We start from the raw sequence: 20946 nt of genomic DNA, 5'->3' as shown, positions 1-20946 counted from the left end.
ACCGCCACCACGCCGACGCCCCCGGCACCCGCTACCGGCATCCAGGCCGACGGAGCCGCCAGAGCCGCCGGAGCCGATGGAGGAGCCCCCGGGCTGCCCACCAGCCGGACCGTCCAGCGCATGACGGCGCCCGCCGCGACCTCGGCGACCCCAGCGGGCGGGCCTGCGGAGTCGTCGAGCGCTCCCGCTCCGGAGTCGGCGCGCCGGGCCACCGCGGCCGCGACGCCGCTGACATCCGCGACGTTGACATCTGCGGCCGCGACGGGCTCCTCGGCGGCCGGACCAGCCGCGCCCGCCACCCGGTCGGCGCCGCTCACCGGAGCCACGCCGGCCGCGAGGGTGTCCACCGGCCCGACCGTGCAGCGTCTGGGAGCTGCCTCCCCCGCACCGGGAACGCCGGGCACCAACCCGGCCGCCGCGCCGGACGCCACGCCCCTGCAACGCACGACCGCTGCCGCGACGCCGCCCCTCGACGGCCCGGGCGGGTCGACGTCCGTTCCCCTCCGCCCGTCGTCCCCGTCCGGGGGAACCGGCACCCTGGCACGCAGCGCCACGCCCGCCTCGCCGTCCACGCGCGCCGGCTCGCCGGCCACCCCCGGTTGGAGCAGCTCGGCCGCGACGGGAAGCGCAACCGGTGCCGGCGGCCCGACCGCGGTGCAGCGCGCGCCCCAGGCACCGGGCTCCGCCGGCGCACCCGCGCGAGGCGCCTCCTCGGCACCCCGGCCCGTTCAGCGGCTCGCACCGCTGCGTGCCACGTCGGTGCTGGGCGCCACGTCGGTGCTGGGTGCATCGGGGCTGCTGGGTACCACCGCAGCCCCGACCGGCGGGAACCAGGCGCCCGCCACCCGGTCACCCGGTGCTGCTCCCGGCTCACCCGTGGTCCAGCTCAGCCGGGACGGCGCCCCGGCGGCGGCCCGCAGCACGCCGAACGCTCCACTCCCCGGGTCGCCACTGCCCGGGGTGGCTCCGCCCGGACCGCTACCGGGCAACTTCCCGCCGCCCGGACTCCCCCTGCCGCCCGGGGCGCTCCTCCCGGGCCTTGCCGCGACTCCGCCGGGATTCGGCGGGCCGGCACCGACCGCGGGCGGACCCGGGCCGGTCGATCCCGCAGCGGGACCGGGCATGACGACCGCGGTGCGTCCGACGGTGCAGCGCTCCCCGGCGACCGGGGCCCCGACGACCCCGGCCCAGCCGTTGGCGCTGACGCAGCGCACCTACCCGGCCGCCCCGCTCACCGTCCCCACCGTGAGCCGTCGGCAGGAAACGGGCGCGGCGGTCCAGCGCAACGTCACGACCCGCAGCGGGCCGGCGAGCGCTGCTCGGCAGCAGAGCGCACCCGCACCGACCCCCACGACCAGCACCAACACCGTGATCCAGCGGGCGACGACGGCCCCGAGCGAGACAGCTGCGGCACCGGCCCCGACCGCGGACCCGGCCGCGGCCGGGTCGCCGATGTCCCAGCTGAGCCGCCAGGACATGGACCAGCTCGCCCGTGACCTCATCGGCCCGCTCTCCCGCCTGCTGCGGGCCGAGCTCAGGTTGGACCGTGAGCGCAACGGCCGGTTGCGCGACCACTAGCACCAGGAGAAGGACAGATGCCCCCCACCACCGACCCCGGTTCCACCGTCTTCTTCAAGCTCTCCATCGACGGACAGGACTTCGGGCTGTTCACCAGCTGCGAAGGCTTCAGCGTGCAGGCGGAGGCCCAGCAGCACCAGGAGGGCGGCAACAACTCCTTCACCTGGCATCTCCCTGGCCGCATCAACTACAGCAACATCCGGCTCTCCCGGCCGATCAACTCGGACTCCAACCAGGCCAACCAGTGGATGGAGCAGTCGATGGTCACCACTCTGTTCACGCGGCCGACCGCGGAGATCACCGCGATGAACCCCGACGGCAGCGAGCTCTGCACGTGGGGACTCAACGAGGTCACACCGGTGAGCTGGCAGGGCCCCACGTTCAACCCGGACAGTCCCGGAGTCGCCACCGAGACCCTCGAGCTCGCCTACCACGGATTCAGCCTCTTCTGAGCCATGGTCAACTTCAAGGGCATCGCCCAGAATGCGGCAGCGAACGTACCGGGCCTCAGCAACTTCGCGGTCTCGAAGGCCTCGCTGACGCTGTACCACCCGCCCGCCTCGGCGACCGGCATTCCCGGCTCCCAGATCGGCGAGGTCAAGTTCTCCTACAACCCCGGCAACGTGCAGATCCAGCGTTCCGCGTCCTGGAGCGCGCAGTCGGCCGTCGCCTTCGAGCGCGGGACCACTCCGGAGTTCCACGGTGCGCAGCCGGCCAACATGAGCCTCGACATCATCCTCGACGGCGGCATCCTCGGTGGCCTCACCGGCGGCGGGGTCGACAAGGACATCGAACTGCTGATGTCGGCCTGCCAGGTGGATCCGCAGAGCGTGAGCAGCAAACGCCCGTCACCACCGTGGGTGAAGCTCTCCTGGGGCAACCTGAAGGAAGCCCAGTTCACCGCGATCACGCAGAACGTCAGTGTGAACATCACACGGTTCAACGCGGACGGCACCCCGAACCGCGCGACCTGCCAGCTGTCTCTCATGGAGATTCCGCAGGCGACCAAGGGCCAGAACCCCACCTCCGGGGCGCTCACCGCATCGCGGATGCACTCGGTGGTGGCCGGGGACTCGCTGGCGTCGCTCGCCTGGAGGGAGTACGGCGACCCGACCGTCTGGCGGGTGATCGCAACGGCCAACAACATCGACGACCCGTTGCGGCTGAAGCCGGGACAGGAACTTCTGCTACCGGCGGCGGAAGAGGTGCGGCGATGAGCGAGCCTGCGAGCGAATCGATGACACAGCGCCTTCGCGAAGCGCCGACCGAGCGCAGCGAGGGAGTGCGATGAGCGAGAAGATCTACACCAATGTGCTCGAAGTGCAGATGAACGGCACGAAGCTGCCGGACCCGCTGGCGCGGCTGCTCATCTCGGGCTGGGCGGACAGCAGCATGAACCTGCCGTCGGCCTTCGAGCTCACGTTCTCCGACCCGCACAGTGACGTGACCACCACGTTCTCGCAGCTGGCCATCGGGGCGAAGGTCCAGATGTCGGTGGCCGCCGACGGCCAGATCGGGCAGCCGCTGCTGACCGGAGAGGTCACGGCGCTGGAGGCGGACGCGGACCGGAACGGCCGGACGCTGCGGGTGCGCGGCTACGACGCTGCGCACCGGCTGCAGCGCAACCGGCGGATCGCCGGCTATCCGAACATGACCGCGTCCGACATCGTGCGCAAGCTCGCGACCCAGAACACGCTGCAGGTCGGCAAGATCGACTCGACGCCGACGGTCTACGAGATGGCGACCCAGCCCAACGTCACCGACTGGGACTTCATGTCCCGGCTGGCGCTGGAGAACGACGTCTATCTCTACGTGGACCGCACCGGCAAGCTGCAGTTCACCGCCCGCCGGGACGCGTCCGGGGCGCCCGCGGACACCACCACGTCGGAGAAGAGCCCCTACGTGCTGCAGTTCGGCGCCAACGCGCTGCGCTGCCGGGTGGGGGTGACCTCGGCGGGCCAGGTCAACACGGTGACCGTACGAGGGTGGGACGTGCCGACCAAGCGCACGCTCACCGCCCAGGTCACGGCGACGAAGACCGACGGGACGCAGATCGACGTGACCCCGGCCGAGGTCACGACGAAGTTCGGCAAGGCCGCGCTGACCGACTCGGACGTGCCCTACACCACGCAGTCACAGGTACAGCACGCCGCCACCGCGCTCGCCGACGACGTCGCCAGCTCCTTCGCCGAGATGGAGGTGGCGGTCACCGGCACCCCGGAGCTCGGACCGGGCGTCCCGGTCGCGCTCAACGGGGCGGGCCGCCCGTTCGAGGGCAAGTACACCGTGACCTCGGCCCGGCACGTCTTCGAGAGCGGTCAGCAGTACCTCACCTGGGTGGAGGTCACGGGCCGTCAGATCCGCAGTCTCTACGGCCTGGCCTCCGGCGGGGGCCAGAGCGCCCCGGTGATGCCGAGCATGGCCAACGCGCTCGTGAGCAACGTGAAGGACCCGACGAAGCAGGGCAGGGTGAAGGTGAAGTTCCCCTGGCTGTCGGACACCTACGAGAGCGGCTGGTGCCGGGTGGCGCAGTTCGGCGGGGTGCGCGGCGGTGGCTCGGTGCTGCCCGAGGTCAACGACGAGGTGCTGGTCGGGTTCGACCGCGGTTCCCTCGAGCATCCCTACGTGCTCGCCGGCCTCTACAACGGCGTCGACCGGCCCACGCCGGACACCAGCCGGCTGGACCAGGTCGACGGGGTGAGCGGCGCGGTGAACTGGCGGAGCATGGCGTCCCGCAGCGGGCACATGGTCGAACTGCTCGACGCGAAGACCAAGGCCACCACCGGGATCCGGATGCGGACCGGTGACGGTGCTCTGACGATGTACCTCGACCAGACCAAGACCACGATCACCGTGGACAGCAAGGGCGCGGTGAGCATCAAGGGCACGGTCAGCGTGAGCATCGAGGCCGGCGGTGACCTGAGTCTGAAGGGCGGCGGCGCGGTCAACATCGACGCGGGCGGCGCGCTGAGCCTCAAGGCAGGCGGGGACGTGGCGATGAACGCGGTCGGGGCCGCGACCATCGACGCGGTGGGCACCGTGACCATGAACTCGGCCGGGCCGGTCGAGGTGGGCTCGGTGTCCGCCATCACGATCAACGCTCCCGCGGTCGCCCTGGACGGCGGCGTCCTGGCCAACGGGGTGCCGGTGATATGACGGGCCAGGGGTCGGCAGCGCCGCGGCGCATCCTGGGGATGCGGCGATGAGTGGCGCGTTCGTCGGTGCGGGCTGGTCCTTCCCGATGCACACCATGGCCTCCGGCGGGATCGCGCTCTCCCGAGGTGAGGGCGAGATCGTGGAGGCCATCCGGCTGATTCTCTCCACGGCGCCCGGGGAGCGGCCCATGCGGCCGGAGTTCGGCTGCGGCGTGCACGATCTGGCGTTCGACCCGATGAACCCGACGACGGCCGGCCGGGTGCGGTTCGAGGTGATGGCGAGCCTCGAACGATGGGAACCGCGTATCGAGGTGCTCGACGTGGTCGTCACCGCGGATGACGACGACGCCGCCACGCTGCTCATCGACATCGAATACGAGATCCGCGGCACCAACAATCCGCGCAACCTTGTTTTTCCGTTTTACGTCATACCTCCCGACGAGAGCGAAGTTTAATGCCCCTGCCCGCCCCGAACCTCGACGATCGTCGGTTCCAGCAGTTCGTCGACGACGCCAAGCGCTACATCCAGCAGCGCTGCCCCGAATGGTCGGACCACAACGTCTCCGACCCCGGAGTCACCCTGATCGAGGCCGTGGCCTACATGGCGGATCAGGTCGTCTACCGGCTCAACCGCGTGCCGGACAAGAACTATCTGGCGTTCCTGGACCTGCTGGGGATCACCCTGTTCCCCCCGGCGGCGTCCCGCGTCGACGTGACGTTCTGGATGTCGGCGCCGCAGCCGGAGGCCCTGGTGGTCCCGGTGGGCACCGAGGTGAGCACGGAGCGCACCGACACCGAGGTCGCGATCAGCTTCGCCACCGAGAACGACCTGGTCATCCCGCCGTGCGAGCTGCAGTTGGTACTGCGCCAGGTCACCGGCGGTGCTCCGGAGGACCGCACCCAGGAGGTCCTCAGCGAACGTGACGTGAGCGCGTTCTCCGCCGAGCCCCGCGCGGGCGACATGGTGCTGTTCGGGCTGTCCGTCGCGGTGCCGAACTGCGCCGTGGTGCTCGAGCTGGACAGCCGGGTCGACGGCGTCGGGGTCGACCCGCGTCAGCCCCCGCTGCGGTGGGAGGCGCTGACCTCCCGCGGATGGCAACCGTGTGAGGTCGCCGAGGACAGCACCGGCGGCCTGAACCGCACCGGCCAGGTCATCCTGCACGTCCCCGACGGGCACACCCGATCCCGGCTCGGCCAGCAGGAGGCCGGCTGGCTGCGCTGCCAGGTCACCGAGCCGAAGGTCGGGCAGCCGTTCTACTCGGTGTCGCCCACCCTGCGTTCCGCCACGGCGTTCACCATCGGCGGCACGGCCCGCGCGGTGCACGCGGACGACATCCACAACGAGATCCTCGGTGAGGCCGAGGGGGTTCCGGGGCAGCGGATGCAGCTGTCGCGCCCGCCGGTGGTGCTCGGCGAGCCCTCACTGCTGCTCGAGGTGTCCGACGGCGACGGCTGGCGGCCGTGGGAGGTCGTCGACAACTTCGCCGCCTCCGACGCCCGTTCCCCGCACGTCCGCCTCGACGCGACGACCGGCGAGATCACCTTCGGCCCGGCGGTCCGCGAGCCCGACGGCAGCGTGCGTCAGTACGGCGCGGTGCCGCTCAAGGGCTCGGTCGTGCGCGCGACGCGCTACCGCTCGGGCGGGGGGCGCACCGGCAACGTCTCGCGCGGCACCGTCCGGGTGCTGCGGAGCTCGATCCCGTCGATCGCCAGGGTGGAGAACCGGGAGGGCGCGCGCGGCGGTCTCGACGGCGAGACGATCGACGAGGCCAAGGTGCGGGCGCCGATCACCCTGCGCGCGCAGGACCGGGCGGTGACCCCGCGGGACTACGAGGAGCTCACGCAGCGGGCCGCACCCGAGGTCGCCCGGATCGCGTGTCCCACCGTGCGCGAGTCCGGGAACGAGAACGCGGTACGGGTGCTGGTGGTCCCCCAGGCCGTGCCGGACATCGGCGGCCGCCTTCGCTTCGAGCAGCTCGTCCCCGGTGACGAGCTGCTGGCCCGCATCACCCGCTATCTCGAGGATCGGCGCCCGCTCGGGGTGCGGCTGTCCGTCGGACCGCCGTTCTACCAGGGCGTATCGGTGCAGGCGACCATGCATTCCTTCCGCGGGGTCTCCTCGCAGCAGGTGCGGGCCGGCGCCCTGGACGCCCTGTACGAGTACCTGGACCCGCTGACCGGGGGGCCGCAGGGCGATGGCTGGCCTTTCGGACGTCCGCTCGCGGCCGGTGAGCTTTTCGCGGCTCTGCAACGTGTACCTGGCGTGGAGCTCGTGGACGAGGTGCAGCTGTTCCCCGCCGACCCCCTCACGGGGCGGCGCGCCGACCAGACCGACCGGATCGATCTCGCGCCCGTGGCGTTGCTGTTCCCGTTCGACCTGCGCGTGCGAGTGATCGGGGACCGATGAGAGGCAATGTCACCGACCCCCGCAGCCCGTACCCGCTGGCCGACCAGCTGCCGGCGATCTACCAGGAGGACTTCTTCGGGCTGCGCTTCGCCAGCGGCTTCGACGTGGTGCTCGGGCCGGTGCTGATCCTGCTCGACTGCCTCGAGGCCTACTTCTCCCCCTGGCTGGCCCCCGAGGACTTCCTGGACTGGCTGGGACAGTGGATCGGCGCCGAGCTCGACGGCGACGAGCCGGTGCTGATCCGCCGGGAGGCCATCGCCGGCGCGGTGACCATGCACCGCAGGCGGGGTACCGCCACGGGCCTCGCCACCGCCGTCCGGCTGGCGATCGGGGTGACCCCGGAGATCACCGAGAGCGGCGGATCGTCGTGGTCGGCGCGGCCGCTCGGTCCGTTCCCCGGCAGCGCGGAACCGCAGCTGCGCGTGACCGTGCGGGTCCCCGACCCGAGCACGGTCAACCTGGCTCGGTTGGAGGCCGCGGTGGCGGGGGCAAGTCCTGCACACATGCCGTTCGCCATCGAGGTGATCGGCACCAACGGAAACGACGTGTTGACGGTATGAGCGACGAGACCACTCCACCCCGCTGCCCCAACTGCGGAAACGAGGGGCCCTCCAGCGGCAAATCCTTCTGTGAGGTGTGCGGTGACTTCGTCGACTGGGACGAGGTCCGCCGTACCGAGCAGCGCGCTTCCCAGGCAGCCCGGCCTGCGGCCCAGCCGCAACCGGCGCCCCAGCCGCAGTCGCAGCCCGCACCCCAGCCGCCGGCAGCCGCGCCGGCACCGGCTCCGTACCCGCCGCAGGCCCCGGTCGCGTCCCGGACGGCCGGGTTCGACGACACCCCCGCCGACCCCGATGCCGAGTCACGGAAGTCGGACCTGCGGCAGCGGGCCCGCCGGCTCCTCGTCCCGCTCTCCGAGCGCGACGAGGTGGCGCCGGTGCTCCCGGGGCGCCCCGAACCGCCCCGGCCCGAGGTCCGGCAGGTCACGGCGACGCAGGAGAGCGGCATCGTCTGCTGGAACTGCGGCGTCGAGAACCGGTCCGACCGCCGGTTCTGCCGCAACTGCGGGGTGGATCTCAGCGCCGCGCCTGCTCCCGCGGCCCCGCGGAGGCCGGGCTTCTGGAAGCGCATCCGGCTCTGGTTCGCGCGGCTCAGCCGGGGCAAGCTGATCGCTCTCGCCGCGCTCATCGCGGCCGCGATCCTCGCGGCGCTGGCGTTCCTGTTCCTGCCGGCCCTGATCAACAAGTTCTCGCTCCTCACGCCCTCCACGGTGGCCGCGTCGGAGACCGACCAGCAGCATCCGCCGACCGCCGCCTTCGACGGCAACTCGAGCAGCTGGTGGGGCACCGGTCAGAGCGGCGACTCCTCGGGTGCGGCCATCACGGCGAACTACGCGCAGTCGGTCAACCTCCGCGCGGTCCGCATCACCCCCGGCGTCTCCCCGGACCCCAAGGACCGCGACAAGGAGAACCGGCCCGAGCTGCTCGACATCACGGTGGAGAACACTCAGGGCCAGAACAAGGTGTTCCACGTCCGGCTGCAGGACGACCTCGTGCAGCAGGTGGACACGCCGGTGGACAACGTCAAGTCGGTCACCCTCACCGTCCGGAGCGCCTACCAGTCGGGCCGGGACAAGCAGGTGGCCATCGCCGAGGTGCAGCTTCTCGGAACGCGCAGCTGAGGACCGCCCACCGGCGGGGCGACCTGGTCGCCCCGCCGGTGGTCAGCCGATGGTGGCGAGGAACTCGAGCACCCGCTTCCTGAGCACCGTCGCGGCGCTCTCGTCGTAGACGGGCAGGCTGCTGTCGGTGAACAGGTGCTGGTCGCCGGGGTACAGGAACAGCTCCGCGCCCTCGACCGTCTCGACGAACTCGTGGGCGATGTCGACATCACCCCACTCGTCGTGGTCCATCGTGTGGATCTGCACCGGGACGCCGTGGGGCCACGTGCCTCCGAACTCCGACAGCGGGACGCAGCTGTGGAGCAGCAGGGCCCCCGTGGCGCCCGGCCGCCGCTGGGCCAGCATCTGTGCGGGCATCACCCCGAGCGACAGCCCGGCGTAGACGACGTCGGCGGGCAGGTCCTCGGCAGCGAGCCGGCCACGCTCGATGAGGGTGCCGAACCCGATCTCGTCGGCATGGCCGATGCCGTCGGTGAACTCGGTGAAGGTTCTGCCGTCGTAGAGATCCGGGGTGTGCACGACGTGTCCGCCGGCGCGGAGCTCGTCGGCGAATGCGAGCACTCCGGACGTCAGCCCCTGTTCATGGTGGAACAGGACGATCTCAGCCATGGCGCCGGAGCCTAGTGATTCCGGTAGGCCGAACGCCGGTCGCTATCTGCTCGGGACGGCACGCGCTGTCAGCCTGGACGCGGTGACGGTCATGGCGTCCCACGGGGGGTGCACGAGCCGGTTGGACCGGGCCTCGTACCACAGGATCCGGCCGTCCCGGTTGACGACGCGGTGCTGATCCACCTGCTCCGGGCGCGGGCGGCTGGTGCGGACCAGGAAACCGGAGCCGTCGCCTGCGGTCCGCAGGTCCTGCTCGAGCCTCTTGATCGAGTCGGTCACCGCGGGTTCGGCCGCCGTCGGATGGGTCCACTGCGAGTGCACCGCGGCGGCGACGGCGGGCTCGGCCTGTTCGCTCGTCTGCTCGGTCGGCAGGGAGACCGCGAACGGCACGATCCCGGACACGGCCTTCGCTGCCTCCGGCCCGGACCCGCCATGGAACGTGAACAGGAACCGCACGTGGCCGTCGAAGTGGACGAGTGGGAGCGTCACCTTGGAGTTCGACACCACCCGCCCGCCGCTCTGGACCTCGGTGCCCTGCCGCTTCCGGAGGGAGAACCCGAGGAAGCCGGTCCCGCTGGGGCTGCCCTTCACACCGGATGCCACGGCGCCGAACTGCCCGGTGAGGCCCCCCAGTTTCGACTTGCGCTCCCGCTCGCGGAACCGCGTGGTGTTCTCCGCCACCAGCGCGACATCCGCGCCCCGCTCCTCGCGGTCCTCGGCCAGCTCCACCACCTCGGCGGTCACCGAGACCCATGCGCTGCCGAGCTTCACCCGGAACCGGGGGCTCGTGAGCTCGTCCCCCTGGGTCAGGCGGGGTAGGTTGGCCATCAGCTGCTCCCGGCTGAACGCCTGCTTGGCCCGCTCGGAGTTCGTCAGGCCGCGGGTCGGCCCCGAGTCCCAGGCGCCCCGGTAGATCTCCCGCCCGTAGGTGTCGAGCAGGCCGAACAGCGAACCGACGTCGGGCAGGTCGCGGATGACGGCGTTCGACGGGAGGCCGTTGCGCCAGGTCTGCTCCGGCGCCACCCGGACGGTGCGGGGCTCCGCCCGACGCGCCGCCCAGGCCCGGCGCAGGCCCGGCGTGGCCGGCTGACCGACCCGGAACCGGGCGTCCTCGGCCTGGTCGACCTCGAGGGCGTCGCTGCTCTCCACGAGCGCCCGGAACCGCACCTTCGCACGGCCCGTGTGGCGCTCCTTCACCAGGAACGCCCGCTTCGTCATCGGGGTTGCCGTGGAGTCCGGGGAGGTGGACCTCGCCAGCAGCCGCGCCCGCTCCGCGGCCAGCCTCTCCAGCCGGGACGCCGCGTTGGTCTCCACGATCGCACTGGCCGTGGGGCTCGGGGACCGGAGCGCGAACTGCCGCCGCGCCCGTTCGACCTCCAGGATCCGCTGGTCGATCTCGTCGATCCTCGGATCTCTCAGCGGTTCCGTGCGGGGCCGCCTGCGGATCTCCGCGGTCTGCTCCTCCAGCAGGTCGGCCTGCTCGGCCATGAGGGCCGCGCGCCGGCGCGCCAGCCCCTCCTCGGCAGCCACGGGATTCGGTCCCGCTGCGCCGTTCGCGGCGCGGAGCTCGTCCTCGGAACGCGCGATCTCCTGGAGCTCCGTGGTGATCCGGTCCATCTCCTGGCGGAACCTGCCGGAGTTCTTCCCGATGCTCCGGTCGACCGTCCTGCCCAACAGGCGACGCGGCGGCCGGAACTCGAAGTCGAGGACCGCGACCCCGTCGAACACGCTGCCCGGGACCTTCGACTTCGTCCCGCCGCCCGCACTTCGACCGGACCTGTGGTCGGACGTCGCGTCCACTCCGCGCTCGTACGCGCCGGTGACACCACCCACGAGAGCCGGGGCGACCCCCGACGGGTCGGAGGTGCCCTCGACCCCGACACTCGTCACGTAGGCGCTCCGTGAGTCGGCAGACGGCCGCCCGTCGGTGCCCTGGAGCGCGAGGCCGGCGGCGGCTCCGCTGTTGAACTCGACGGAGGGGATGTTCGCGGCGTGCGTCATCTCCTCCACACTGGACCTGATCACCACGCTGCCGTGCTTCTTCAGCGTGATGGTCCAGGACTGACCCGCCATCATGGACCGCATCCGCGTCCGGAGCTCGTCGATCGTGAACTTCTCCGCGAGCTCGGCGCGGGCCGCCGCCCAGGCCTTGGGGGACCCGAAGGCCCGGCCGCCGGTGTCCGCCAGCTGGTCCAGAACGGCCGCCGAGGAGAGCCGCCCTGACGGCACCGGCACCGCTGTCGATGTCGTGGCGACCGCGCCCACGGGCGGGGCCTGCTCGGGTTGGAGCAGCTCCAGCACGATGTCGCTCGCCCCGAGAAGCTGGGACTGCGCAATCCGCGAGGGCGGCCGGAAACGCGTCGTGGACGCGGTGCCCGGCCCGGCCCCCGGTCTCGCCGGCATGTCGCGGGCGGGGAACGCGAACTCACCCCGCATGACCGCTGTCATCGTCCGGGGCGGCCCCCCGCGGAGCCTGACCTCGATATCGAAACTCAGCCGGCCCGTGAAGAGCTCAGCGGGCTCGACCGACTTCCCTCGCGACACCGCAGCGGCGGAATGGTCCCGACCGCGTTCCCACATCCGGTCCACGTACGCTCTCTCGCCGACCGTGACCGCCACATGGGGCGCGGACACCGATCCCTGTGCGATCGCGGCGACACGGTTCCGGTGCCCGCGCGAGGTTCCCTCGGCGGTTGTCGAGTCCGTGCCGACCTCGAACTCGAACGCGGGGACCGAGCGCAGGTGCGATGTCATCGCGGCCGTGGCCGAGACGATGCGGATGTCCGCTCGGGTCTTGTCGACCGTCACGGACGTGCCCCACGACCGCCCGTGGGTGAGTGCGGAGACCAGCGGCCGGAGCGCGACCGGGTCGAAGAGCGGAAGCACCTTCTCCTCGACCTCGCGCCAGTGGGGACCGAAGCCGTCGCCGATCTCCGCGCGGAGCTTGTCCACCACCGCCCTGTCGTCGTCCAGCCGCACGACCACGTCCGACGCACCGATCTGACCGGTCCGGCTCACCCGCTCCGGCCCCACCGCGGCACGCGGAGCCGCGGTGGGGGCGCCCCCCGCCCCCGAGCGGCCGGCAGGGGTGGGCGGAGCACGGAAGCTCTGCGCACCGCCGGCTCCGTCCACGACCTGGTGCTCGTCGGTGTGTGACTTCGGCACCGCCACCACGAACCGGAGCGGGACCGGTTCGTCGTCCAGCGCCTCGGCGACCCCGCTCTCGGAGAGCCGGACGTTCACCGTGGCCGTTCCGATGAACACGACCATCGGCTCCGAGAACTTGCCGCTGGCCACGCTGCCGCCGCCCCGGCGCGCCTCCGAGCCCTTGCGGTGCCGTACCGCGAACTCGCCCCCGAGGCCCGGGAGCTGGCCGGACACCGCCTCGGAGAACTGGTGCTCGACGCCGCCCTGCCCCTCGACACCGCCACCCCGATAGGAGGAGCGCCCCGCGGCCGACCCTTCGCTCACGTCGTTGAGCACGTTGAGCTCGGCGTTGTTCGAGAGCTCCCGGACGAAGTCCAGCCGCTCCAACCGGGCCGTCGCCGCCATCCATGCGGAACCGTGCCGGGCGCGGATCAGCGGTGGGCTCTGCAGCGGCACGTTCCGGGTCATCGCCGGGATCGACGCCGCGAGACGCTCGCGGCTGAACGCACCGAGAACCACTGGCCGCAGGCCCGGCCAGGCCTCGCCCAGCTGCCGCTGCCCCAGCGCCCCCGCGAGGTCGGCGACGGGGTTGTGGGCGTCGTCGGATCCCGCGAGCACGTCGATGATGACGGCATGGGCCGGGAGTCCACCCCCGCTCTGCCCTCCGGAGCCCCAGATCGCCTCGCCGGGCCGCCGGACGGTCGCCCCCGCGGCAAAGCTGGGTGCCCTCATGGCCCCGCGTTCGCCGACGGCCGCGAACCTGCTCGCCTCGGCAGACACGACCGACTCGTCGGCCGCCACGACGGCCTGGAACCCCACTCTCGAGTACGCCGTGGTGGGAGTGGTCGAGGCGGCATCGAGAACGCTGAACGTGAGTCCGGCGATACCGGCGAAGACGGCGCCACGCGCCTTCATCTTGATGCCGGTGCCGGACCGGACCGTGATCTGCGCGCCTGATCTGTTCTCGCGCCCGTACTCGAGCGGGACGCCGAGGCTCCCGCTCAACGGCGCACCGTTGAAGTCGGAGTTCGAACCCGAGAAGACCCCTTCCGCCCGCCGGCCGGAGGCGACGGAAGAGCCCACCGTCCGGCTCGCGTCGGTCCCGACGTTGAACTCCGTCTGCGCGGTGGTGCGAACGTGCCTCATCTGCTCGATCTCGGCGGCGACCCGGATCGTGCCCCGGCCGTTCATGAGGGGGATCTCGAGACCCTTCCCCACCATCATGGCTTTCAGGTCGCTCTGCAGGGACACCATCGTGAGATGCGCCAGTAGCTCCCGCCGCACCCCGGGCCAGGCCTCGGTGAACACCCGGCGGCCGCAGCTCTCCAGGGATGCCCACTCTGTCTCGGAGCCGAGCAACGCTCGCACCCCGCCGCCGGTCCGCTTCCCGGCGGCATCCACCGCGTAGACGTCCTGGACCACGTCCATGCCGCCCAGCGCCCGGGTCTCCTGCACCCGCGCCGGTGGCATGAGGTGCGCGTCGGGGCCCGGAGCACCTGCCGCCTCGGCAGCCGGGCCGGCGACCAGCGCGGGCACGGTCACCCCGGAGCCGGACCCCTCGTCTCCCCCTCGTTGTCCGATCTCCCGCCGCGAACCCACCAGCGGCAGCCGACGTGGCCCGCGGAGCCCGGAGAGGTCGAACGCGACCTGGATCTCGGTGTCCATACGCAGCGCACGTTCCGGAGTCTTGGTGCGTGCGAAGCTGCGCCCCACACTCGCCTCAACGCTGCTGGTGCTCCTGTCCCGGAGCCCCCCGCCCTGGAAGGTGACGCCGGTGGCCGCGGAGGGTTTGGCGCTGACGATCCCTCCGAAGCGGATCCGGGATCGACGCTCCCCGAGCTCGGAGACCGACGTGGACCGGTCGCCACCGTCCTCGAACTCCAGCTTCTCGAGCGTGTCCCGCGCCGTGGCCGTGACGACCCGGGCCGTCACCTCGATCTCACCAGTCCAGCCGCCGACGTCCAGGGCGACGAGCATGACGTCGCCCCGGGTCAAGGACGAGAGCACGGGCTGCAACGCCTGCAGGCTCAGCGGCGCCGCGACCTGTTCTCTGGCCTCGTCCAGCTGGCGCTTGGTCAGGACGTGTGCGAGCTCCCGCAGCAGGCTCTCGCTGACCGCGTTGTCCGGGCCGTCGATGTGCAGGACGCGGTCGCCGCCCCCGAGCTGGCCCTCGCTGATCCGCTCGGGTGGGCGCGGGAGGCCACCGTCCCGGGCGGAGCCCGACGTCGTAGCGGCCGCTGCCTCGGCGGGCGCGTCGGCCCGGCCCTTTCCCTTGTCGGCGCCCCGTCTCCGGCCGGCAGCTTCCGTCCCGGCGTCGACCTGCGCCGGGGTCTCGGACGCGAGCGCCTCGACGGCGTCGGCGCTCTCCTCCGGGACGGCGGGCAGCGGCCGACGCCGGGGGCGTGCCATCGCTCGTGCCGGCATGCGCTGCACCACGGAGCCCGGGGCGGCCCGTCCCCGGTCGCGCACGGCCTCGCAGTCCACGCCGGTCGCGGGCAGCCCCGACACGACGGCCGACGCCACCGCATCGGCCTCCTGCTCGAACCGGTCGTCGGGATGGCTCATGTGCAGGCCGTTGCCCTGGTCGGTTCCGCTCACCGGGCCCCGCCGTTGCTGGACGACGTGGGTCAGCTCGTGGGCGATGGTCCGCCGGTCGGTGCCGGCACCGAGCACGACGTGCTCACCGGAGGTGTAGGCGCGGGCCCCGATCTCCGTCGCCGAACGCTGCGCGGCCACATCGGAGTGCACCCGGACACCGGAGAAGTCCGTTCCGAGCCACGTCTCCATGTCGCGCCGGACCCGGTCGTCGAGCGCCCGCCCGGGCGAGGCCAGCACGTCGTGCACGGCGGAGCGGTGCACGGGCTCCGGTCCCACCGGCCCGGACCCGTCCGGAGGGACGATCTCCTCGTGACCCGGTTGCGGTCGATCGGCCAGCATCCGGTTGACCGCACCGTTGCCGGCCAGGCGCTGCAGCGCAGGCAGCCGCCCCGAATCCGGCTCGGCCGCGACCGGCGCGGAGCCTTCGGCCCGGCGTGCGGGCGACCGAACAGAGTGCTGTGCACTGCCGATCTCGGGCGCGGAGCCCCGCATCCGCACTGATTCTCCCCGCTGGACGTGATGTCACTCGACTCCTTCTCGCCAGACTCGGCGAGCCGCCCCAGATTGGACGTACGAGCGGAGAGCACGGGTAACCGAAGATGTACGGGGAGGGAAATCCGCGTGGCATGATCGTTTTTGCAGGGCTTGACCCAATGATGATCGGCATCACGCCGGGTCGGCGAATTCTCGGGACACGCACCGGTGCGAGCAGAGATGGTTCACGGAGAGCCCACCCGATACCATTTCCGGGCAGCCCGAGATGGCGCCGTCACCGGCGCCGCGACAACCCGATTTCGACGGCTTTCCGTCGCCCGGTCAGTCGTCGCGGTGCGCGGTGTCCAATCCGAACGCCGGCAGGCACACCGCCACGTACTCGGCGCCGTCGGCGCCGGGCGAGCTGTAGCGCACCCACTCCCCCGCCGCGGTGTGCACCGCCTGCCCCGCTGCCACGGTGAGCTCGCCGCTCTCGTGCTCCACGCGCAGCGCACCCCGCAGCACGAGGGTGTACTCGTCGAACTCGGGACGCTGACCCGGCTCCGACCAGCCCGAGGGACTGCGCATGTGCGCCACCGACAGCCGTCCGTCGCCGGTGTTGACCTGCCCGACGTACTCGTCGATGGTCTTGGGCGGCTCGCCGGCCGCGGTCACCCGCGTCGGGCTCTCGATCAGTCTCGGCACCGCACGATCATTCCAGCCGTGGGTACGGTCGGGACGTTCGGGAAGGTGCGTGGGAGGGGACGCCGTGGTCGATCCCGGTGGCCACCGCTACGAGTCGGTGGTGGACAAGCAGATCCGGCTCGCTCAGGAGCGGGGTGACTTCGACAACCTGCCGGGGAAGGGCAAACCGCTGCCCGGCCTCGACGACCCGCACGACGAGATGTGGTGGGTGAAGAGCTACCTGCGGCACGAAGGCCTGTCGAACGACGCGCTGCTGCCACCGTCCATCCAGCTGCGCAAGGAGGTCGACCGGCTGCCCGGGACGCTGCGCGAACTGCCCACCGAGCAGGCCGTACGGGACGCGGTGGCGGAGCTCAACATGCGCATCGTCGACTTCCTGCGCGCGCCGTCGGGGCCGCGCGTACGCATCGGGCCCGTCAACGCCGACCACGCGGTGAGCCGGTGGCGCACCGAACGGACGGCGCCCGCTCCCGCCGTCGACCCCGCGGCCCCCGAGCCACAGCCGCGGCCGCGGCCGCGGCCGACGACACCCTGGTGGCGCCGCCTCCTGCGGCGGGGCTGACGGCTACCGCAGATCCGGTTCGGCGAGCACGGCAGGCCGGGCGGTGCTGGTCAGTGCCACACCCACCAGGATCAGCGCACCGCCGAACGCCTGCCCCGCGGTGGGCACCTGGCCCAGCAGCAGCCAGGACGCGACAGCCGAGGCCACCACCTCCAGCAACGCCACCAGCGATCCGCGGGCGGCACCGATCCGGGCGATCGCGGCCAGCCCGGTGAGGTAGGCGACCACGGAGGAGACGCCGATGAGCAACGCGGCGGCGACCGGCCATCCGACGTCCACACCGGCGAGCAGCACGCCGGCGGCGGCGGTGTCGACCACGACCGGCAGCACACCGGCGGCCCCGAGCAACCCGACCACGACGGCACCCACCGTCATCCCGACCCCCGCGAGCACCAGCGGCGGTGTCGTGCTGCCGGCGCGGTCGGCCATCAGGAAGTACGCGGCCTGGCACACCGCAGCGGCGAAACCCCAGGCGAGCCCCTCCCAGCGCAGCCCGATCCCGGACCACACCTGCACCACCATCGACAGCCCAACGAGGGCGACACCGGCCCCCAGCACCGTGCGCGGACCCGGCGGCTGCCCACGCACCAGCCACACCCAGCCGATCACGAGGATCGGACCGAGGTACTCCAGCAGCAGCGCGACGGTGACCGGCAGGTACTGCAGGGCGTTGAAGAACGCCACCTGCACGCCCGCCATGGCGAGCAGCCCGTAGAGCAGGAGCGCCGGCCCGTCGGCGCGGATCGCGGCCAGCACACCGGGCCGGGCGACCGCCAGGATCACCAGCAGGATCACGGCCGCCCCGCCCAGCCGCACAAGCACCGCGCCGCTGGCGGACCACCCGGCGTCGGTCAGCGCCTTCGCGAACGGCCCGGACAGCCCGAACGCGGCGGCCGAGGCCAGCGCGAGTGCGAGACCGGCCCGGGTGCCGTCGCGACGGGCGAGTAGGCCGGCGCTCAGTCCTCGGCTCCGGTCTCCGCCACGAGACCGGCCGCGGCGATGCCCGCCAGGGCCGCGGCCTCGTCGTTGAGCGACAGGTCGCCCGTGACGCCGACGGCGCCGAGCAGCCTGCCCTCGCCGTCCCGGATGAAGACGCCGCCGGGGACCGACAGGATCCGGCCGCCGGCCAGCGTGGCCACCGAGGTGAAGAACTCCGGTGAGTCGGCGGCCCGCGCGGCGATCGCGCGGTTCGTCATGCCCAGCCCGAGCACCCCCCACGCCTTGGCGACGGCGATGTCCGGGCGCAGGTGACCCGAGCCGTCCTGGCGGCCCAGCGCGACAAGGGCACCGCCGGGATCGAGCACGGCGACCGTGAGCGGGTTGAACCCCTGCTCCGTCCCGTGCTCCAGCGCGGCGCGCACGATGGTCTGGGCCTGCTCGAGCGTGATGGTCACGAGTTCCTCCGGGTCGACGGCTATCGGACCTGATCCTGCCTCAGGACACCCGGGTCAGTCGCAGGACGGGGATCGTCCGGGTGGTCTTCCGCTGGTACTCCCCGAAATTGGGGCGCTCGGCGGCCACCCGCGCGAAGAACTCGTCGCGCTCCGCCCCGACCACCTCCTCGGCGTGCACCGGGAAGGTCCCGGTACCGACCTCGACGGTGAACGTCGGGTTGGCCTTCACGTTGTGGTACCAGTCCGGGTTGGTCGGCGCCCCGGCCTTGGACGCGATGATCAGGATGCTCCCGTCGTCCTGCGGGAAGCTGGCCAGCGGCGAGACGCGCTCGATGCCCGACTTCGCGCCGATGTGATGGATCAGGATCGTCGGGTAGCCGTCGGCCTCGGCCACCCGGCCCTCATTGGCGCGGAACTCCTCGATGATGCGCGCGTTCCACTCGTCCCACTCGCTCATTTCTCTCCTCGCAGCTTCAGCGCTGCGGCCACGACGGTCCGGGTCTGGTCCCTGTCTCAGGACACCCGCGTCAGCCGCAGCACGGGGATCGTCCGTGTGGTCTTCCGCTCGTAGTCACCGAATCCGGGCCGCTCCGCGACCACCCGTGCCCAGATCTCGTCGCGCTCCGGTCCGGTCACCTCCTCCGCCAGCACCGCGAAGGTCTCCGTGCCCACCTCGACGTCGAACTTCGGGTTGGCCTTCAGGTTGTGGTACCAGTCCGGGTTGGTCGGCGCCCCGCCCTTGGACGCGATGATCACCAGGCTCCCGTCGTCCTGCGGGAAGTAGACCAGCGGCGCCACGCGCACGGTGCCCGACTTGGCGCCGATGTGGTGGATCAGGATCATGTGCGCGCCCTCGAAGAAGCCACCCGCTCGCCCCTCGTTGGCCCGGAACTCCTCGATGATCTTCTGGTTCCGGTCGTCCCACTCGCTCATTTTTCTCCTCGCAGCACAGCGTCAGAAGAGCAGCACCCAGACCGCGGTGATCACAGCCCCACCTGCCACCAACCAGAAGAGACCGGCCCACATTCCGCCCGGGACGTGGGTGAGGCCGGCGAGCATGTCGGCGTCGGAGCTGGCGTGCAGGCCCCGGCGCCGGCCCCGTTGCAGCTCCCGCACCGCACGCAGGCCGCCGAACAGAAGGAACCAGCACAGCGCGGCCGCGAAGCCGTCCTGCAGCCGTGGCGTGCCCCACCCGGCGACCGCCGTCACGAGCGCGCCGGTGGCCAGCACGGCCACCGCCCCGTAGAGGTTCCGGATGTGGATCAGCGTGGCGACGAGCAGGCCGAGCGCGATCCAGAGCATCAACGATGCGCGGTCGGCGGCCACCAGCGCGGCGCCGCCGAGACCCAGGAGCGACGGCGCCGGATAGCCGCCGAGGAACGTGAACACCAGCCCGGGGCCACGGCGGGCGCCGGTGGAGACCGTCAGCCCCGACGTGTCGGGGTGCAGCCGGATGCCCGTCAGGCCGCGCCCGGCCAGCACGGCGACGAGCGCGTGGCCACCCTCGTGGGCGATCGTCACCACGATCCGCGACCAGCGCCAGGACACCTGCCACACCACGGCGACGAACGCGAGTACGGCCGCCAGGAGCACGCCGGGGCGGTCGGCGACCAGCGCGCCGAGGGTGTCGATGACGGTTTGCACGACTGCGCCCGCCCCGTCCCCCACGGCACGAGTCTCGCACTGACGGTGCGGCCGCCTCGGCTGCGGGCCGGAAACGGTGTTGACCCTCCAGCCGCTGGAGACCAGAGGATGAGCCCATGACCGAGACGACCCTGCTGACGATCGGACAGCTCGCCCGCCGGTCGGGCGTACCGGTTCGCACGATCCGGTTCTGGTCCGACGAGGGCGTGCTGCCCGAGACCGAACGCTCGACCGGGAACTACCGCCGCTACGACGCCCGCGCCGTGGCCCGGCTCGACCTCGTGCGCACGCTGCGCGAGCTCGGCCTCGGCCTCGACGACGTGCGCCTCGTGCTGGAGCGCAGGCGCAGCGTCGAGGACGTCGCCGCGGCGCACGTGCAGGCCATCGACAGCCAGATCCGCACCCTGCGGACGCAGCGCGCAGTGTGCACGCTGCTCGCCCGTGGGGCACCCTCTCCCCGAAAGGCAGCCCTGATGAACGACCTCGCCCGACTCTCCGCCACCGAACGCCAGCAGCTGATCGACGAGTTCGTCGACAGCGCCTTCGCGGGCACCGATCCCGACGCCCCCGGCGCGGGGATCGCCGGCGCCATGCGCACGATGCCCGCCGAGCTACCCGACGAGCCCACCACCGAGCAGGTCGAGGCCTGGGTGGAGCTCGCCGAACTCGTCACGGACCCTTCGTTCCGCGCGCGGGTACGGGAGATGGCCACCACAGGATCCGAGCCGGGCGCCGCCGAGCCGCTGGTTGACCCGGCGGCCGTCATCGAGCACGCGGGCGCGGCGGTCACGGCCGGCGTCGCACCGGGATCGGCGGAAGGGCAGGCCGTCCTGCACCGGCTCATCTCGCCGGAGCTCGACCCGGCCGGCCGGGACGAGCTCGCCGCCGCGACCGCCACCTTCACCGACCGCCGGGTGGAGCGGTACTGGCAGCTCCTCGGCATCCTCAACGGCTGGGAGCCCAGGCCGCCCTCGGTGCCGGCGTTCGAGTGGCTG

At 72.2% G+C, this 20946-nt stretch carries 20 protein-coding genes; 10 read left to right on the top strand and 10 right to left on the bottom strand.

What is annotated here, in order from left to right; all coding sequences use genetic code 11:
* Both HF577_RS29410 and HF577_RS29405 read right to left on the bottom strand, forming a co-directional pair.
* The coding region (locus HF577_RS29410) for a hypothetical protein (RefSeq protein WP_211175018.1) at window positions 1-347 on the bottom strand (347 nt) is incomplete at its 3' end.
* 381 nt (window positions 348-728) lie between these two features.
* Window positions 729-923, bottom strand: a complete 195-nt coding sequence (locus HF577_RS29405) for a hypothetical protein (protein ID WP_169399241.1) — start codon at window positions 921-923, stop codon at window positions 729-731.
* A 199-nt stretch (window positions 924-1122) separates the two neighbouring features.
* On the opposite strand from HF577_RS29405, the gene HF577_RS29400 reads away from it, so the two are divergent.
* The 8 genes from HF577_RS29400 (at window position 1123) to HF577_RS29365 (ending at window position 8818) form a co-directional block, all read left to right on the top strand.
* Window positions 1123-1578: a hypothetical protein gene (locus HF577_RS29400; protein WP_169399225.1), complete on the top strand. Its 456-nt coding sequence runs from the start codon at window positions 1123-1125 to the stop codon at window positions 1576-1578.
* A 17-nt stretch (window positions 1579-1595) separates the two neighbouring features.
* Window positions 1596-2030, top strand: a complete 435-nt coding sequence (locus HF577_RS29395) for a phage tail protein (RefSeq protein WP_169399240.1) — start codon at window positions 1596-1598, stop codon at window positions 2028-2030.
* Between the two features lie 3 nt (window positions 2031-2033).
* Window positions 2034-2795, top strand: coding sequence for a CIS tube protein (locus HF577_RS29390; RefSeq protein WP_169399239.1), 762 nt, complete (start codon window positions 2034-2036; stop codon window positions 2793-2795).
* A gap of 70 nt (window positions 2796-2865) precedes the next feature.
* Window positions 2866-4734: a VgrG-related protein gene (locus HF577_RS29385; RefSeq protein WP_169399238.1), complete on the top strand. Its 1869-nt coding sequence runs from the start codon at window positions 2866-2868 to the stop codon at window positions 4732-4734.
* 85 nt (window positions 4735-4819) lie between these two features.
* Window positions 4820-5188, top strand: a complete 369-nt coding sequence (locus HF577_RS29380) for a GPW/gp25 family protein (RefSeq protein ID WP_407692250.1) — start codon at window positions 4820-4822, stop codon at window positions 5186-5188.
* Window positions 5188-7140, top strand: a complete 1953-nt coding sequence (locus HF577_RS29375; RefSeq protein ID WP_169399236.1) for a putative baseplate assembly protein — start codon at window positions 5188-5190, stop codon at window positions 7138-7140. The genes HF577_RS29380 and HF577_RS29375 overlap by 1 nt, the downstream gene beginning before the upstream one ends.
* Window positions 7137-7700 carry a phage tail protein gene (locus tag HF577_RS29370; protein WP_169399235.1) on the top strand — a complete coding sequence of 188 codons (564 nt, stop codon included), beginning with the start codon at window positions 7137-7139 and terminating at the stop codon, window positions 7698-7700. Before HF577_RS29375 ends, HF577_RS29370 begins: the two co-directional genes overlap by 4 nt.
* 74 nt (window positions 7701-7774) lie before the next feature.
* Window positions 7775-8818 carry a zinc ribbon domain-containing protein gene (locus HF577_RS29365; protein WP_169399234.1) on the top strand — a complete coding sequence of 348 codons (1044 nt, stop codon included), beginning with the start codon at window positions 7775-7777 and terminating at the stop codon, window positions 8816-8818.
* A 42-nt stretch (window positions 8819-8860) separates the two neighbouring features.
* Here HF577_RS29365 and HF577_RS29360 read toward each other — a convergent pair whose 3' ends face one another.
* The 3 genes from HF577_RS29360 to HF577_RS29350 all read right to left on the bottom strand — a co-directional run bounded on the left by HF577_RS29360 (window position 8861) and on the right by HF577_RS29350 (window position 16351).
* Complete coding sequence (locus tag HF577_RS29360; RefSeq protein ID WP_169399233.1) at window positions 8861-9427, bottom strand: dienelactone hydrolase family protein; 567 nt, start codon at window positions 9425-9427, stop codon at window positions 8861-8863.
* 42 nt (window positions 9428-9469) lie between these two features.
* Window positions 9470-15664, bottom strand: coding sequence for an eCIS core domain-containing protein (locus tag HF577_RS29355; protein ID WP_169399224.1), 6195 nt, complete (start codon window positions 15662-15664; stop codon window positions 9470-9472).
* A gap of 324 nt (window positions 15665-15988) precedes the next feature.
* A complete protein-coding gene (locus tag HF577_RS29350) occupies window positions 15989-16351 on the bottom strand; it encodes a cupin domain-containing protein (protein WP_169399232.1) in 363 nt (120 codons plus the stop codon).
* 49 nt (window positions 16352-16400) lie between these two features.
* Here HF577_RS29350 and HF577_RS29345 point away from each other — a divergent pair, with 49 nt between their 5' ends.
* Window positions 16401-16913, top strand: coding sequence for a DnaJ family domain-containing protein (locus tag HF577_RS29345; protein ID WP_312859448.1), 513 nt, complete (start codon window positions 16401-16403; stop codon window positions 16911-16913).
* A 3-nt stretch (window positions 16914-16916) separates the two neighbouring features.
* On the opposite strand, the gene HF577_RS29340 is transcribed toward HF577_RS29345, so the two are convergent.
* The 5 genes from HF577_RS29340 to HF577_RS29320 are packed head-to-tail and all read right to left on the bottom strand — an operon-like array spanning window position 16917 to window position 19951.
* A complete protein-coding gene (locus tag HF577_RS29340; RefSeq protein ID WP_169399242.1) occupies window positions 16917-17873 on the bottom strand; it encodes an EamA family transporter in 957 nt (318 codons plus the stop codon).
* A complete protein-coding gene (locus HF577_RS29335) occupies window positions 17870-18307 on the bottom strand; it encodes a GlcG/HbpS family heme-binding protein (RefSeq protein WP_169399230.1) in 438 nt (145 codons plus the stop codon). Before HF577_RS29335 ends, HF577_RS29340 begins: the two co-directional genes overlap by 4 nt.
* A gap of 40 nt (window positions 18308-18347) precedes the next feature.
* Window positions 18348-18764 (bottom strand): nitroreductase family deazaflavin-dependent oxidoreductase, encoded by a 417-nt coding sequence (locus tag HF577_RS29330; protein ID WP_169399229.1) that lies wholly within the window; start codon window positions 18762-18764, stop codon window positions 18348-18350.
* A gap of 56 nt (window positions 18765-18820) precedes the next feature.
* Window positions 18821-19240, bottom strand: coding sequence for a nitroreductase family deazaflavin-dependent oxidoreductase (locus HF577_RS29325; protein ID WP_169399228.1), 420 nt, complete (start codon window positions 19238-19240; stop codon window positions 18821-18823).
* A 21-nt stretch (window positions 19241-19261) separates the two neighbouring features.
* Window positions 19262-19951 (bottom strand): M50 family metallopeptidase, encoded by a 690-nt coding sequence (locus HF577_RS29320; RefSeq protein ID WP_169399227.1) that lies wholly within the window; start codon window positions 19949-19951, stop codon window positions 19262-19264.
* A 116-nt stretch (window positions 19952-20067) separates the two neighbouring features.
* Here HF577_RS29320 and HF577_RS29315 point away from each other — a divergent pair.
* Window positions 20068-20946, top strand: an 879-nt coding sequence (locus HF577_RS29315) for a helix-turn-helix domain-containing protein (protein WP_169399226.1), incomplete at its 3' end; no start/stop codon positions are given.

It is taken from the genome of Pseudonocardia xinjiangensis (genome assembly GCF_012911925.1).
GTDB lineage: Bacteria > Actinomycetota > Actinomycetes > Mycobacteriales > Pseudonocardiaceae > Pseudonocardia > Pseudonocardia xinjiangensis.
This window is presented reverse-complemented; position numbering and strand designations above follow the sequence as displayed.

What these genes read in the sequence shown, in the direction of transcription:
- HF577_RS29400 (WP_169399225.1), top strand. Translation starts at nt 1,123, where the DNA reads ATGACGACCGCGGTGCGTCCGACGGTGCAGCGCTCCCCGGCGACCGGG.
- HF577_RS29395 (WP_169399240.1), top strand. Translation starts at nt 1,596, where the DNA reads ATGCCCCCCACCACCGACCCCGGTTCCACCGTCTTCTTCAAGCTCTCC.
- HF577_RS29390 (WP_169399239.1), top strand. Translation starts at nt 2,034, where the DNA reads ATGGTCAACTTCAAGGGCATCGCCCAGAATGCGGCAGCGAACGTACCG.
- HF577_RS29385 (WP_169399238.1), top strand. Translation starts at nt 2,866, where the DNA reads ATGAGCGAGAAGATCTACACCAATGTGCTCGAAGTGCAGATGAACGGC.
- HF577_RS29380 (WP_407692250.1), top strand. Translation starts at nt 4,820, where the DNA reads ATGCACACCATGGCCTCCGGCGGGATCGCGCTCTCCCGAGGTGAGGGC.
- HF577_RS29375 (WP_169399236.1), top strand. Translation starts at nt 5,188, where the DNA reads ATGCCCCTGCCCGCCCCGAACCTCGACGATCGTCGGTTCCAGCAGTTC.
- HF577_RS29370 (WP_169399235.1), top strand. Translation starts at nt 7,137, where the DNA reads ATGAGAGGCAATGTCACCGACCCCCGCAGCCCGTACCCGCTGGCCGAC.
- HF577_RS29360 (WP_169399233.1), bottom strand. Translation starts at nt 9,427, where the DNA reads ATGGCTGAGATCGTCCTGTTCCACCATGAACAGGGGCTGACGTCCGGA.
- HF577_RS29355 (WP_169399224.1), bottom strand. Translation starts at nt 15,664, where the DNA reads ATGCGGGGCTCCGCGCCCGAGATCGGCAGTGCACAGCACTCTGTTCGG.
- HF577_RS29330 (WP_169399229.1), bottom strand. Translation starts at nt 18,764, where the DNA reads ATGAGCGAGTGGGACGAGTGGAACGCGCGCATCATCGAGGAGTTCCGC.
- HF577_RS29325 (WP_169399228.1), bottom strand. Translation starts at nt 19,240, where the DNA reads ATGAGCGAGTGGGACGACCGGAACCAGAAGATCATCGAGGAGTTCCGG.